Here is a 14540-nt window from a genome sequence, read left to right on the forward strand (position 1 = left end):
ATCAGGAGTAATCGAAGGGTATGGAATCAGGAATTAAATCTGATAATACAGGCAAGGTAATATCGATACGCGGCAGTGTCGTAGATATACTATTCGAAAAGCACTTACCCCCCATTCGTTCCTTATTACGTACCGGAACAAACAATCAAATTTCAATTGAAGTTTTTTCTCAGTTAGACACTCAACGAATTCGTGGTATTGCCTTAACGCCAACCCAAGGGCTAGCCCGGGGGATGCTAGTGCAAGACACAGGTGCACCACTGCAAACACCGGTTGGCAAAGGGATTTTGTCACGTATGTTTGATGTGTTTGGTAACACGTTAGACAAACAGGGAATACCGACAGAGGTGCAATGGCGCTCTGTTCATAACGAACCACCAGCCTTAGAACAGCGCTCCACTAAAACAGAAGTTTTCGAAACGGGTATTAAGGTAATCGATGTCTTAATGCCACTTGAACGTGGTGGTAAAGCCGGTTTGTTTGGCGGTGCAGGTGTTGGTAAAACGGTATTGTTAACCGAGATGATTCATAACATGGTCGGACAGCATGCTGGCGTGAGTATCTTTTGTGGTATCGGAGAGCGCTGTCGTGAAGGGGAAGAGTTGTATCGAGAAATGAAAGCAGCCGGTGTATTGGATAATATGGTAATGATGTTTGGCCAAATGAATGAGCCACCTGGTGCTCGTTTTCGTGTCGGTCATGCGGCGTTGACCATGGCGGAGTATTTTCGTGATGACGAACATCGTGACGTTTTATTACTTGTCGATAATGTTTTTCGTTTTATTCAAGCGGGTATGGAAGTGTCTGGCCTAATGGGACAAATGCCTGCAAGACTAGGTTATCAGCCAACCATGGGGACCGAATTGTCGCAATTAGAGGAGCGTATTGCTAATACCGGTAGTGGTGCAATTACCTCAATTCAAGCCGTGTACGTGCCTGCCGACGACTTTACCGATCCTGCCGCTGTGCACACATTTTCGCATCTTTCCGCTTCTATTGTGCTATCTCGCCAACGCGCCAGTGAAGGGCTTTATCCGGCAATTGACCCGTTACAGTCCAGTTCAAAAATGGCCACGCCAAGCATCATTGGTCAACGTCATTATGATCTTGCTCAGGCTATTCGTCGTACCTTGGCGCAATATAGTGAACTCAAAGACATTATTGCCATGTTGGGCATGGAGCAGCTATCGCCAGAAGATCATAAGGTAGTAGGCAGAGCTCGGCGTTTGGAGCGATTTCTCACCCAGCCATTTTTCACTACTGAACAATTCACGGGTATGTCCGGAAAATTAGTCAGTCTTGACGAGGCTTTAGAGGGGTGTGAACGAATTTTAAATGACGAATTTGAAGACTATCCTGAAAGCGCTCTTTATATGATTGGCGCGATTGATGAAGCGCATGACAAGAGCAAATCGTCGGTCGCTCAGGAGGATAAAAATGTCGCCAATGTCCATGACGCTTAAGGTCTTACTGCCTTATAAAGTATTTGCGGAGGAACAACAAGTACGCCGAATTGTTGCGATAACACCGCAAGGCGCGTTTGGTATTTTGCCACATCGCTTGGATTGTGTTGCTGCATTGTCAGCAGGCATATTAGTCTTTGAGAAAGAGGGCGCAGAAGAGACTTATTTTGCTATTGATGAAGGGGTGTTGGTAAAAACTGGGCTGGATGTACGAATTTCTGTTCGTAACGCTATGAGCGGCATGGGGCTAGATCAATTACGAGAGGCCGTAGAACAAGAATTTTTACAGTTTAATGAGCAGGAGAAAAAATTACGCTCTGTATTAGTCAAGATGGAAAATAACTTTGTGCAGCATTTGGTGGCCTTTAAACAGGACACTAACTTGTTATGAAAAATACACCGAATTTAGACCCTAAACTCGAAAAAAAACCTACTAATAAAGAAGGGAATAAATACAACAGTCAGCAAAATTATAGTCAAAAAGTAGGCGATATTGCGAAGCGAAAACTCAATGCACAACGACATGTTACTAAAACAGTGTGGTCTGGATTGGGGATGATGGGGTTGATTGGCTGGTCGGTAGCCATACCAACGTTACTCGGGGCTATGCTTGGGATTTGGATCGATGGTAAGTACCCAAGTGGGCATTCGTGGGCGTTGGCATTATTAGTCGCAGGGCTTTGCCTTGGTTGTTTCAATGCATGGCATTGGGTCCAGAAAGAAGACAAAAACATTCACCTGAACGATGAGGACGATGAAGATGACACCGTTGATTGATTTTGGAGAAAACGTATGGGTCAGTAGTGCAGTTTCCTTGTGTTTAGGCATGTTACTGGGCGCTTTTTATTTTGCCGGACTTTGGTGGACGGTTAAGAAACTTAATTCTATTAGAAACATAGCGCCGTTAATTTTGCTTAGCATGTTGATTAGAACCGGTGTCGTAATGGTGGGTTTTTATGTGTTTCTGGGAAATGATTGGCGACAACTACTAATGGGCCTGCTCGGGTTTATTGTGATTCGTCTGTTTGCCACACGTTTTATCAATATGAAGGGGAATTCTGTCTTGCTAGAGCCAGTCATTAGTATCAAAGAAAAACAGCCACATATAGGTGAACAGTAATGCACCTTAGTCCAGATCAAATTATTTACTGGCAAATGGGATTTTTAAAAATCAACGCGACTATTGCATTTACTTGGTTGGTGATCTTGATTCTCGTGGTGACCTCCGTGTTGGTGACTCGAAAACTGTCTACTGATTTAAAGCGCTCTCGCTGGCAGAACCTATTGGAAGTGGTGGTAATCACCATCAATAAACAGATTGAAGAAGTGGGTCTAAGACAGCCTCATAAATACCTTGGTTTTTTAGGTTCGTTGTTTTTATTCATTGCACTTTCCGCTATCGGGACTGTGATTCCGGGGTTTGAGCCACCGACAGGATCACTTTCTACTACTGCGGCGCTTGCTTTATGTGTTTTGGTGGCCGTGCCAATTTTTGGTATTCAGGAACAAGGTCTGAAGAGTTATCTTTCTTCTTATACCAAACCGACCATTATTATGCTGCCGTTTAACATTATCAGTGAGGTATCACGTACCTTAGCTTTGGCGGTGCGGCTGTTTGGTAATATGATGAGTGGTGCCATGATTCTCGCCATTTTACTCACTATCACGCCATTTTTATTCCCAATTGTAATGACCTTACTCGGCTTGCTAACAGGCATAGTGCAGGCCTATATATTTTTTGTTCTAGCAACCGTCTATATCGCGGCGGCGACTCGTACCCAAGATAATACACTGAGTGAATCCAGTTAACCTTTATGGTTTGTGACGACTTAATTTAATGGCTATTTAACTTTATGAATATTTACGGAGTAACTATGGACAGCATGACAATTATTGCAGTGGTATCAATCATTACTGCGGGTCTGACAATCGCGATTGGCGTTTTAGGCCCTTCATTGGGTGAAGGTAAAGCAGTGGCTGTTGCTTTGTCATCATTGGCTCAGCAACCGGATGCGTCGGCGACGATTACGCGAACCTTGTTTGTTGGCTTAGCCATGATCGAATCTACCGCTATTTACTGTTTTGTGGTGTCGATGATTTTGTTATTTGCTAATCCTTTTTGGAATTATGGTATTGCCCAAGCGACAGGTCATTAAATCATGTTAATTGATTGGTTTACCGTTGTAGCGCAAGTGCTCAACTTTCTTATCTTAGTCTGGTTATTAAAGCACTTTTTGTATCATCCTATCCTGAAGGCAATCGACGTTCGCGAAAAACGTATTGCTGATGAACTTGCAGATGCCGATGCTAAAAGGGCTGAGGCAGAACAGCAGTGTGAGTTGTTTGAGAAAAAGAATGCAGAATTTGACCGCCAGCGTATAGAAAGTATGAATAAAGTCAGTGAAGATGCAAAAAACGAGAGTGCACGTTTATTTGATTTAGCTAGACAAGAGTCCGATACGTTACGTTATAAATTGGCGTTGTCGTTAAAAAACGAACAACTCAGTTTGCAAGATGAGCTCAATAGTAAGGTCCAAAAAGAAATTTTTGATATTGTACGTAAAGCCCTGAGTGATCTTGCAGGGACAAGTTTAGAAGGCTGTATGGCGGTTACTTTTGTTCAGCGTTTAGACGCATTACAAGACGCAGAAAAAAGCCACTTTCAAGCGGCCTTTAAGCATTCTGATCAACCCATAATTGTTCATAGCGCATTTGATCTTCCTGATGAACCGAGCGCGCTCATTGTGCGTGCACTTAAAGGCCTTTTGGGAGATTCCGTTATTATCCAATTTGTTACTGAACCAGAATTGATTAGTGGTATCGAGATGAATGCTAATGGTCAGAAAGTTGCTTGGAGTATCGCTGATTATCTAACGACATTGACTAAGCGTGTTGATGAGGTGATGCAGTCTCATGGCGAAAGTCATGACAATACTCAGGCCAATGATATCGGTATGGTGAAGGATCTGAATGAAGAGCACAGTAGCGATGAAAAACACCTTTGATGGACTATTCTCAAGCTTAAAAGAAGTTCGACAATCTTTTGAGCCCACATTAGCGCCGCGGGAAATTGGCATTATTACAAGCATTGCCACAGGTATTGCCAAAGTATCTGGTTTACCAGGGGTTGGTTTTGAAGAGTTGCTTAAGTTTCCGGGTGATATTTATGGTATCGCCTTCAACGTGGACGAACATGAAATTGGCGTGGTACTACTGGGCGAGTATTGGCACTTGGAAGCTGGCGATGAAGTTGAGCGCTGTGGCCATGTGGTGGATGTTCCTGTCGGAGACAGCCTGATAGGGCGTATTATCACTCCAATTGGTGAAACGTTGGATGGCATGGGGAAATTGGTAACTAATGAGCGTTTGCCTGTTGAGCGGCCCTCACCAGCTATCATGGATCGATCAGGTGTTAGTGTGCCTTTGCAAACGGGCATTAAGGTTATTGATGCATTGATCCCCGTTGGCCGTGGGCAGCGAGAATTAATTCTTGGGGATCGGCAGACCGGCAAAACGGCGATTGCGATTGATACCATTCTAAATCAGCGTGGTAAGAATGTTTTATGCGTCTATTGTGCCATTGGTCAGCGAGCTTCTGGTGTGGCTAAAGTTATTGCTACGTTACGTGAGCAAGGTGCGCTGGAATACACTGTCGTAGTGGTCACTGAAGGTAATGATCCGCCAGGACTTGCGTACCTTGCACCCTATGCTGCAACAAGCATTGCTGAGTATTTTATGGAAAAGGGCCGCGATGTACTGATCGTTTATGATGATTTGACTCATCATGCTCGGGCATATCGAGAACTCTCACTTTTGTTGCGTCGTCCGCCTGGTCGAGAAGCGTTTCCAGGTGATATTTTTTATATCCATTCTCGTCTTTTAGAGCGATCGACACATCTAAGTGCTGAGCTTGGCGGGGGGTCTTTGACGGCTTTACCGATTATTGAAACCGAAGGGCAAGATATTTCTGCGTATATTCCCACCAATTTAATTTCCATTACGGATGGTCAAATCTACTTATCACCCGCACTGTTTGAACTGGGTGTTTTACCCGCGGTTGATGTTGGAAAATCGGTATCTCGTGTGGGCGGTAAGGCGCAAAGAGCGGCTTATCGAGGCGTCACGGTTGATCTTAAATTGGCGTATGCTCAGTTTGAAGAATTGGAAACGTTTGCTCGTTTTGGTGCGCGATTGGACGATAGTACACTAAAAATAATCGAACATGGCCGGCGTATTCGAGCTTGTTTGATGCAGTCTGAATTTTCTCCTATGTCGATGGCGGAACAAATTGCCGTATTGGTCGCTTTAACGGCCAATTTATTTGATGTTATTCCCTTGCTACACATGCCTGCAGCAGAGCAAGCGGTACGCGATGCAGCGGTTGATATGCCCAATGAGCTTATTGAACGATTAGAAAGCTCTGAAAAATTAACTAAGCAGGACAAAGCAGTGATCTTACAGCTCGCACGTAAAGCGCTGGATACATTTTCGACTGGTTCTGATGAAAAAAACGCTGGGTTGAAAATGACTGATTTGAGTGCGCCCTCATGAGGGACAGTATTGCTAGTTTACGTCATAAAATCACCAGCGCTCAAGATTTACAATCTGTTGTAAGTAGCATGAAGGCCATCGCGTCATCGAGTATTGGGCAATATGAAAATGCAGTGCATTCTTTGGATGATTATTATCAAACGGTGCAATTAGGGTTAGTGGCGTGCTTGTCGGCTAGTGCTCAAACGATTGGGTTGTCTCAACCTGAATCGCAGCCAATTATTGTAAATCGATCCCACAATAGGGCGCCTGCGGTAGGGGTTATTGTATTTGGGTCTGATCAAGGGTTGGTCGGACAATTCAATGAAGTAATGGTTGAATTTGTGGTGGATTCTTTGGCCACATTACCGGGCGAAAAAAATGTCTGGGCGGTTGGTGAACGTGTTCAGACTCGTTTGTTAGATACCGATCTGACGACAGAGGAAAGCTTTGAACTACCTAACTCGATACACACTATTACCACTTTGGTGGGTAAAATTCTGACAGTGCTTGAGGAACAGCGTGAGCAGGGCGTGATTGATCAAGTGTATCTTTTTCATCATCGACCAGAATCGGACTCTATATATCAGCCGGTTAGGCAGCAGTTATTGCCTTTAGATGATGTTTGGCAGCGTAATCTTACTAGCATTCGATGGCCTAGCAATAACCTTGCTCAGGTAATGCCGAATCAAGACCAAACACGCCGAGGATTTGTTCGTGAATATCTTTTTGTCAGCCTTTTTAAGGCCTGCGCAGAATCGCTTGCCAGTGAAAATGCCAGTCGTCTTGCCGCGATGCAAAGAGCAGAGAAAAACATTGATGAATTACAAAAAGATCTTAACCAAATTTTTCACCGTTTGCGTCAGAGCGGTATTGATGAAGAATTATTCGATGTTCTCTCAGGTTTTGAGGCTCTTAGCTAAATATATTACAAAGATCTTAAATTCGAATTGTTCGGAAGATCAATAACTAAATAATTCTGAAATTGATAAAGATGGCCTTACTTCCTTTAAAAGGTAAAAATGTGTCCTAGATCAATAAATGTACTAAAGGCAGGCATTTCTACTATCAGGTTACCTAAAATATTCTCTATGATGATGAAACTCATCATCAAGAGTTTAAAATTATGCTCGAGTCAATCAATCCAGCACTTTCGCCATTAAAGAATCATTTATTAGCGGCTTTGCCCAAAGAAGTTCAAAACCGACTGTTTCCTTATATCGAATTGGTAACATTGCCATCAAGGCAGATGTTGTACAATGTTGATGACAAATTGACCTACGTGTATTTCCCTGTCGATGCCATTGTGTCTTTGTTGTGTGTGATGGAAAGTGGTGCTTCAGCCGAAACTTCCATGGTGGGCAATGAAGGTTTAGTGGGCTTTGCTCTCTTTATGGGCGGAGAAAGTACATCGAGCCGAGCGGTGGTACAAACGGCCGGATATGCTTATCGTTTAAAAGGCTCTGTGTTAACGGCCGAGTTTAATCGTCATGGTAAATTGCTTGAGTTGATATTGCGTTACACACAATCTTTAATGACCCAGATGTCACAAACCGCTGTTTGTAATCGTCACCATTCTATAGACCAGCAATTATGTCGTTGGCTATTGCTGTCTTTAGACCGATTGTCAGATAACCATTTAGCGATAACCCATGAATGGATTGCCAATATGTTAGGAGTGCGTCGTGAAGGGGTAACCGAAGCGGCGGGCAAATTGCAAAAGTTGGGAGTGATTGAGCATCATCGCGGCCATCTTACGGTGCTAGACAGGGAAAAGCTCGAATCTCTCAGTTGTGAGTGCTATGGCGTCGTTAAAAAAGAAACAGACCGTTTGTTATTCTGTCCTTCATTTTCTCATGATAAACACCTAAAAATAGGGTAAGTTTAGGCACTGTCGCTTTTGAGAAAAATAGTCACAATACAGTGCTAATAAGCAGGCGGCTATCAAGGAGTGAATGTGGCAGAAGACATCGATGACTCAAGTTTTGGTCTGTCTAATATTAGACAGAATCGACGTTATCAGCGTGTTATTCCGGGAGAATTACCTGGTATTGAGCATGTTGCTGATGCGTTTGTCCCTCCAGAAGAAAATCGTATTATTATCAGCTATATAGATTACTCAGAATCCCATATAGAAACAGGTTTTGTCAGTAACCTTGCCGAGTTCTTAGCGCAGCCAATGCCAGATTGGGTGACAACTCGGTGGTTTAACATTAGCAGCCCGCATCCTTACGTTATTAATCAGTTTCGTCTTCATTTTGGTTTTCATACATTAACTGCAGAAGACGTCATGCACATTCCTCAACGTCCTCGCGTAGAGTTTTTTGATGATTATTTGTTTGTTGTGTTACGAATGCTGCAATTTACGCCATCTGAGCCACATGCCCCTGTGGCAGAAAGTGTATTAGAGGTAGAGCAAGTCAGTTTATTGCTATATGACAATGTGCTTATTTCATTTCAGGAAAAACCGGACGATATCTGGAAGCCAATTTATGATCGATTACAAGCTAAGAACGCGCGTATTCGTAAAAATGGCACTGGGTATTTACTCTACGCTTTGTTAGATGCCATGGTAGATCATTGTTTTCCTGTGCTGGAACAATATGGCGATATTCTCGAAGATCTTGAGTTAACCGTACTAGAAAAACCAACACAGACGGCTTTACATCGTATTCATGCGGTTAAGCGTGAGCTCTCATTAATACGACGCATAGTTTGGCCTATCCGTGAAGTGGTTGACCAGTTATATCGTGAAGAAGAAAATCGTATGGGTGAAAATACTAAGCCTTATCTTCGTGATGTTTATGAACATACTATTCAAATTGTCGAAATTATTGAGTCTTATCGAGAAATGGTCAGCGGCCTAACGGATCTCTATATGTCCGCTGTGTCCAATCGGATGAACGAAATCATGAAGGTGTTAACGATTATGTCTTCTGTGTTTATTCCGTTAACCTTTATTTCTGGTATTTATGGCATGAACTTTAAATACATGCCAGAGCTCGACCAGCGCTGGGCTTACCCCGTTATTTGGGTCGTATTTATTGTGCTTACCGCTAGCATGTTGTTTTTCTTCAAGCGGCGTGGCTGGTTGGGAAATAATGAATAAATACTGTGTTGACAGATTGGGTAACAGTGAGCTCATAAGGGAGATCTAGCGCCTTCGCGGGCGCTTTGCTTATTGACTGTTGGGCGCAGTTATGAAGGTCAGCATGATATAGCAAATGATCTGCAACATGCCTCTGGAGAGCGTAAACACAATCTCCGCCAAAGTTATCGGTAGTGTACTGGTAGGTATGAGGAGTCCAATGACTGTCACCTTGATTCCGCATACTTATTTTGCCATCTCCCTCCAGTTTTAGGCAAGCCTTGCTCCCTTCAATCAGCATTTCCCCCATGGTAACACGTGGGTTCTCTGCTGCATGATCTGCCAAGCGATTACCATCAAAAATAGCTCGGATTTGTTTCTCAAATTCAAATACGTCTTTTTTAGATATTGTTGGCTGGAATTAGATCTCTCTCTTTCTAATTAGCTTTCTAGTCATGTTGTTTTGTTAAGACATAAATATGTCATATGACGGTTACATAACCGTCATATAAACAGAACAAAATAGAAATATATTTAAATTTTATACTTTGATGAAATTGAGAAAGAGGGGCTTATGAAATTGAAAAACTGGTGTGTTGGCTTTACCTTGCTAGGTATGGTTTGTTCTGTGAGCGCTGAAACATTGACAGTCTATTCAGCGGGTCCAAAAGGTTTGTCAAAAGAGTTAGTGGCGGGCTTTGAGAAAGAAACCGGCGCTAAAGTAAGTTTGTATCAAGCCACGGGTGGGAAAATAATGGCCCGTTACCAGGCTGAAAAATCCAATCCACATGCCGACGTTATGATTTCCTCATCGCTAGGCCATGCTATTACCCTTACGAAAGCAGGGGAGTTGCTAGCCTACCAATCACCTAACGCAAAACACGTACCCGACTTTCTCAAATCTGCGACATACGTATCTCAAGGTACAGCCGTGTTGGCGATTGCCTATAACACCCAAAGTAAACTTCCAGTCCCCACGACGTGGTCCGACCTTACTAAGCCAATATATAAGAACCAAGTTACCATGCCGGACCCGCGTAAGTCTGGTTCTGCGTTGACCTTGGTTGAAGGGTTAAGTGAACAAATGGGCAGCAAGGCTTGGACGTTGTTTAGCGCGTTAAAAGCCAATGGCATTCTTATACCCGGTGCCAATAAAGCCGCATTAAACCCTGTGTTACAAGGGGCTAAATCGGTGGTGTTCGGTGCGGTAGATTACATCGCGTTGGATTTGAAGCGTAAAGGTGAAACGATTAATGTTGTTTATCCAACGGACGGGACTGTACTGGCTCCGCGTCCTATTATGATTCTTAAGTCTACCAAACATGCGGTATTAGCGAAGAAGTTTGTGGATTATATGCTTTCGAAACAAGGTCAAACATTGGTCGCTAAGACGCTGATTCTGCCTGCTCGTAGTGATATTAAGTCTGATCGTCCGGGCTTTGGTGAATTGAAATTAATCAATTTTGATACTGTTTCAGCGGCGGCTCACGCGGAACAAACAAGAGATAAATTTGCCAACATCATGGGTCAATAATACCCATGTCGATGTACAAGGTAGGCAAAGGAGTAAGGGCTCCTTTGCTGTTAAATACCGTTTCCGTCACGCTTTTATTCATGATTATTGGCCTACCAGTATTGGCTATTATTCTGTTTGCGATTTTCCCAAAAGTTAATGAGCTTTCATTTGCGGCGCCTTTTAGTCAATTTATTCCTCAGTTACAGGATGAACGACTGATTGTCGCTACGTTAAATTCCATTCGATTGGCGTTGGCGGTCACTTTTAGCTCAATGTTAGTCGCTGTGGTGCTGGCTTATATGCGCAGTAAAATGGCGGAATCCATTGGCCGTATGTGGGATGTTTTATTACTAATTCCGTTTTTGATTCCTCCTTATATTGGCTCGATGGGGTGGATGCAGTTGCTTCAATCTAATGGCGTATTAGACCAATGGTTGAATATTAATCTGTCCAACGTTTTGTTTTCGTTTTCTGGTGTCGTGTTCGTGATCACGTTGCACCTCTTTCCTGTTATCTATTTTTCAGCGGCTAGCTCATTTAAAGTGATTGGACAACGCTATGGCGATGTCGCAAAAATTTATGGCGCAAATTCGAGACAAATATTTAGCCGTATTTTACTGCCTTTAATCGTGCCTACTTTACTGTCTACAGGGTTAATTGTTTTTGTGTTAACCGTGGAAGAGTTTGGTACGCCGAACATTCTAGGCAGTCGTTTTGGTTTTCAGGTAATGGTCACCGCCATTGAAGAGAAAATGTCAGATTGGCCGATTGATTTGTCTGGAGCCTCGGTTTTGTCGTTATTGTTGGTCGTTATTGCGATCAGTGCTTATCTTTTACAAATGTTCATCACGCGACGCTTTGCGTGCAAACTAGATAATCAAACAATGACATCTGTGCCATCCAAGAATGTGTGGTTTTCGATGGTTAGCAATGTGATTTTTTTCATCGTGGTGTGCTTAGCGGTGGTAATGCCTATATTTGCTATTGTCTCATCCTCATTGATGCGAACTGTTTCTTTAGGGCTGCAATGGGATAATTTGACTTTCAATGCTTACACGCATTTATTTTTCTCAAACAGTGACGCGCTGTCTGCTATTTATACGAGTTTAGGGCTGGCGGCCATGGCTGCTGTGATCACTGCAATCATAGGAATGTTGGTTGCGTTTACGCTTATTCGTTTAAAGCCAAGAGGCAAAGCAGTATTAGATATTCTTGCACTACTGCCTAATGCGATCCCTGCCATGGCTCTGTCAGTAGGGTTGATCCTTACTTGGAATCAGACGTTTTGGCCAGTCACGCCCTATAACAGTCTCTTTATTTTGTTATTAGCGTATGTCTGTTTAATGTTGCCTTATCCAATACGAATGTTAAGTAATGCGATGAAACAGTTACCACAGTCGTTGGATGAAGCCGCGGCCATATACGGCGCTAACTTGTTCGTATTAATGTACAAAATTCTATTCCCGCTAATGATTCCTATCATGGTTGCGTCCAGCTGTATTGTGTTTGCTATTTCAACTCGGGAGCTGGTGGCTTCCTTAATGTTGGTGCCTGCTGGAACAGAAACGGTTGCCACTTACGTATTTAATCAATTTGATCAAGGTTCAATTAGTTCAGGAATGGCCATGAGCTTTATTGTGATTGTGATTTCGGGCGCGCTTATTGCGTTGGGACAATACATGTCAAAAAGATACTTATCATGAATGCAATTGAAATTAACAATATATCCAAGTCGTTTGACGACAAAACAGTCCTGCACGATATTAATTTGACGGTGGCGAAAGGGGAGTTTATTTCGCTTTTAGGGCCATCTGGTTGCGGTAAAACGACCTTGCTAAGGATAATCGCAGGGCTGGAGTTGCCTGATACTGGGAAAATTCAAACCCCAGCGAATACCTTTGTAGATAGGGCGACTGATGAATACTTGCCTGTTGCCAAGCGTAAGCTCAGTTATGTCTTTCAAGATTATGGTCTGTGGCCGCATATGAGTGTTTTTGACAACATTGCCTTCGCGCTAACGCTGCAAAAAATGCCTAAAGCAGACATCAAAAAACGCGTCAACGAAGTGTTAACCTTAGTAAAGCTAGTCGGCCATGATGATAAGCTTCCAGAGCAATTATCAGGTGGTCAGAAGCAGCGAGTATCGATTGCCAGAGCCATGGCAGGATCGCCAGACATTATGTTATTAGACGAGCCATTATCGAATTTAGACGCCAATTTACGTGAAGAGCTGGGCAAAGAAATCCGCGAGCTCACCCACAAACAGGGCATTACTTGTGTCAATGTCACCCATGATCGTAAAGAGGCGCAGCTGTTGTCTGATCGAATCGCCTTGATGAAAGACGGTGTAATTCATCAGTTAACAGATCCGGTTCGATTATTTAAACAACCTGCTAGCAAATGGGCTTGTGAATTTTTAGACGCAGGGAATTTGATCGAGGGTCACATGATTCATCGAGAGTTGGGCGAATGGCTGGTTCCTCGCACCGCGTTTAAAATAGAAAACGACAACACTGACACTCGCTTATCACTCCATGTAGACAGTTGCCTATTTTTAGATGACCGTTTTGAAATTGCCGCATGGCTAGCGAATGAAAAAGTGTTCTTTTATAGCGAAGCGCCCTTTGATGTAGGGCAAAACATTTTTGCCTCTTTATTAGAAGAGAACTTAGTGTCTATCAAAGCCTAAGCACAATATAACACTGCATTTATGACTTCTTATTGTGGATGTTCGTCTTGCGTATCCGATGAGCATCCACAGTCTATTCAAAATCTAAATCCTTATTTCTATATCTAAATTTGCGGAAAATTTAACGCATCGAGAGTACAAATAGACCTGCACAATAAAAAAGTACATCAGCCAGACAACTGGCGCGATTGTCTTAGTTATTAGGAGGATATATGGAATACCGACGTTTAGGAAAAGCGGGGTTAAAAGTCTCTGCATTATCATTAGGATCATGGGTTACATTTGGCAAGCAAGTAGACATGAGCGATGCGAAAACCTTACTCAAAACGGCTTACGATTCTGGAATAAATTTTTTCGATAACGCAGAAGGTTATGAAGCAGGAGAATCTGAGAAAATCATGGGCGCTGCTATCAGCCATTTAGGGCTAGCGCGTGATACCTTTGCGGTATCGTCCAAAGTATTCTGGGGCGGCGATCATAAAATGCAAATGGGCTTAAGCGCCAAGCATGTTCGAGACGCGTGTGATGCTGCATTACTTCGCTTAAAAGTCGATTATTTAGACTTGTATTACTGTCACCGTCCAGACATAGACACTCCCATCGAAGAAACTGTTCGAGCCATGCATAACTTGATCCAACAAGGCAAAGTAACCTATTGGGGAACGAGTGAATGGAGTGCCCAGCAAATTACGGAGGCACACGCGGTCGCTCGTGCTCATCACTTAACGCCACCGACGATGGAACAGCCTCAATATAACTTATTGCATCGAGATAAGGTTGAAAGTGAGTTTCTGCCTATCTATGAAAACTTTGGCATGGGACTCACTGTTTGGTCACCGCTTGCCAGTGGGATTTTAACGGGCAAGTACAATGACGGTATCCCAGATGACAGTCGTTTGACCTTGCCAGGCTATGAATGGTTAAGAGATTTATGGACCAGTGAAGATGGCAAACTAAAGCTGGAAAAAGTGAGACAACTGAGCGCATTAGCCAATGATATTGGTGTGAGTATTACTCATTTATCACTGGCTTGGTGTTTGAAAAATCCTAACGTATCAACGGTTATTTTAGGCGCATCAAAATTGTCACAACTGGAAGATAATCTGCAATCCATCGAGGCATTGGAAAAACTAACACCTGATGTGATGGAAAAAATCGAATCCATCCTAGGTAATAAACCAGCCGCGCCAGAGCGCTTCGGTCAGTAGTTTTTCAGGTTGAATGTCTTTTTTAATGTTTTTCTTAATGTGTTCT

The 14540-nt window shown here is 43.1% G+C and carries 16 protein-coding genes; 15 read left to right on the forward strand and 1 reads right to left on the reverse strand.

Annotated elements, in window-relative coordinates:
• Positions 1–20: 20 nt before the first annotated feature.
• From atpD to corA, 11 genes are all read left to right on the forward strand, one after another.
• Positions 21–1463, forward strand: a complete 1443-nt coding sequence (gene atpD, locus E0D70_RS05465; RefSeq protein WP_133011271.1) for a F0F1 ATP synthase subunit beta — start codon at positions 21–23, stop codon at positions 1461–1463.
• Positions 1438–1854, forward strand: coding sequence for a F0F1 ATP synthase subunit epsilon (locus tag E0D70_RS05470; protein WP_133011272.1), 417 nt, complete (start codon positions 1438–1440; stop codon positions 1852–1854). The genes atpD and E0D70_RS05470 overlap by 26 nt, the downstream gene beginning before the upstream one ends.
• Positions 1851–2240, forward strand: a complete 390-nt coding sequence (locus tag E0D70_RS05475; protein ID WP_133011273.1) for an AtpZ/AtpI family protein — start codon at positions 1851–1853, stop codon at positions 2238–2240. The genes E0D70_RS05470 and E0D70_RS05475 overlap by 4 nt, the downstream gene beginning before the upstream one ends.
• A complete protein-coding gene (locus E0D70_RS05480) occupies positions 2224–2583 on the forward strand; it encodes an ATP synthase subunit I (RefSeq protein ID WP_133011274.1) in 360 nt (119 codons plus the stop codon). The genes E0D70_RS05475 and E0D70_RS05480 overlap by 17 nt, the downstream gene beginning before the upstream one ends.
• Positions 2583–3272, forward strand: coding sequence for a F0F1 ATP synthase subunit A (locus tag E0D70_RS05485; RefSeq protein WP_133011275.1), 690 nt, complete (start codon positions 2583–2585; stop codon positions 3270–3272). Before E0D70_RS05480 ends, E0D70_RS05485 begins: the two co-directional genes overlap by 1 nt.
• A gap of 65 nt (positions 3273–3337) precedes the next feature.
• Entirely contained in the window at positions 3338–3619 is a 282-nt protein-coding gene (locus tag E0D70_RS05490) for a F0F1 ATP synthase subunit C (protein ID WP_133011276.1), read from the forward strand.
• 3 nt (positions 3620–3622) lie between these two features.
• Positions 3623–4468, forward strand: coding sequence for a F0F1 ATP synthase subunit B family protein (locus tag E0D70_RS05495; protein ID WP_133011277.1), 846 nt, complete (start codon positions 3623–3625; stop codon positions 4466–4468).
• The gene (locus E0D70_RS05500; protein ID WP_133011278.1) at positions 4434–6014 is read left to right on the forward strand and encodes an alternate F1F0 ATPase, F1 subunit alpha; all 1581 of its coding nucleotides are present in this window, start codon (positions 4434–4436) and stop codon (positions 6012–6014) included. Before E0D70_RS05495 ends, E0D70_RS05500 begins: the two co-directional genes overlap by 35 nt.
• Positions 6011–6916, forward strand: a complete 906-nt coding sequence (locus tag E0D70_RS05505) for a F0F1 ATP synthase subunit gamma (RefSeq protein WP_133011279.1) — start codon at positions 6011–6013, stop codon at positions 6914–6916. The genes E0D70_RS05500 and E0D70_RS05505 overlap by 4 nt, the downstream gene beginning before the upstream one ends.
• Before the next feature lie 203 nt (positions 6917–7119).
• Positions 7120–7875 carry a Crp/Fnr family transcriptional regulator gene (locus E0D70_RS05510; RefSeq protein ID WP_133011280.1) on the forward strand — a complete coding sequence of 252 codons (756 nt, stop codon included), beginning with the start codon at positions 7120–7122 and terminating at the stop codon, positions 7873–7875.
• A 75-nt stretch (positions 7876–7950) separates the two neighbouring features.
• Positions 7951–9102, forward strand: coding sequence for a magnesium/cobalt transporter CorA (gene corA, locus E0D70_RS05515; RefSeq protein WP_240536997.1), 1152 nt, complete (start codon positions 7951–7953; stop codon positions 9100–9102).
• Here the strand turns inward: corA and E0D70_RS05520 are convergent.
• On the reverse strand, positions 9068–9427 hold the full coding sequence (locus E0D70_RS05520) for a hypothetical protein (RefSeq protein WP_133011281.1): 360 nt from the start codon (positions 9425–9427) through the stop codon (positions 9068–9070). The genes corA and E0D70_RS05520 overlap by 35 nt on opposite strands.
• A 228-nt stretch (positions 9428–9655) precedes the next feature.
• Here E0D70_RS05520 and E0D70_RS05525 point away from each other — a divergent pair, with 228 nt between their 5' ends.
• The 4 genes from E0D70_RS05525 (at position 9656) to E0D70_RS05540 (ending at position 14494) form a co-directional block, all read left to right on the forward strand.
• On the forward strand, positions 9656–10615 hold the full coding sequence (locus tag E0D70_RS05525) for an ABC transporter substrate-binding protein (protein WP_133011282.1): 960 nt from the start codon (positions 9656–9658) through the stop codon (positions 10613–10615).
• Between the two features lie 44 nt (positions 10616–10659).
• Positions 10660–12300 carry an ABC transporter permease gene (locus E0D70_RS05530; RefSeq protein WP_165942873.1) on the forward strand — a complete coding sequence of 547 codons (1641 nt, stop codon included), beginning with the start codon at positions 10660–10662 and terminating at the stop codon, positions 12298–12300.
• On the forward strand, positions 12297–13286 hold the full coding sequence (locus E0D70_RS05535) for an ABC transporter ATP-binding protein (RefSeq protein ID WP_133011284.1): 990 nt from the start codon (positions 12297–12299) through the stop codon (positions 13284–13286). Before E0D70_RS05530 ends, E0D70_RS05535 begins: the two co-directional genes overlap by 4 nt.
• 212 nt (positions 13287–13498) lie before the next feature.
• Positions 13499–14494, forward strand: a complete 996-nt coding sequence (locus E0D70_RS05540; protein WP_133011285.1) for a potassium channel beta subunit family protein — start codon at positions 13499–13501, stop codon at positions 14492–14494.
• The last annotated feature ends 46 nt before the right edge of the window (positions 14495–14540 follow it).

The sequence above is a fragment of the Marinomonas flavescens genome (assembly GCF_004352835.1).
Taxonomy (GTDB): Bacteria; Pseudomonadota; Gammaproteobacteria; order Pseudomonadales; family Marinomonadaceae; genus Marinomonas; species Marinomonas flavescens.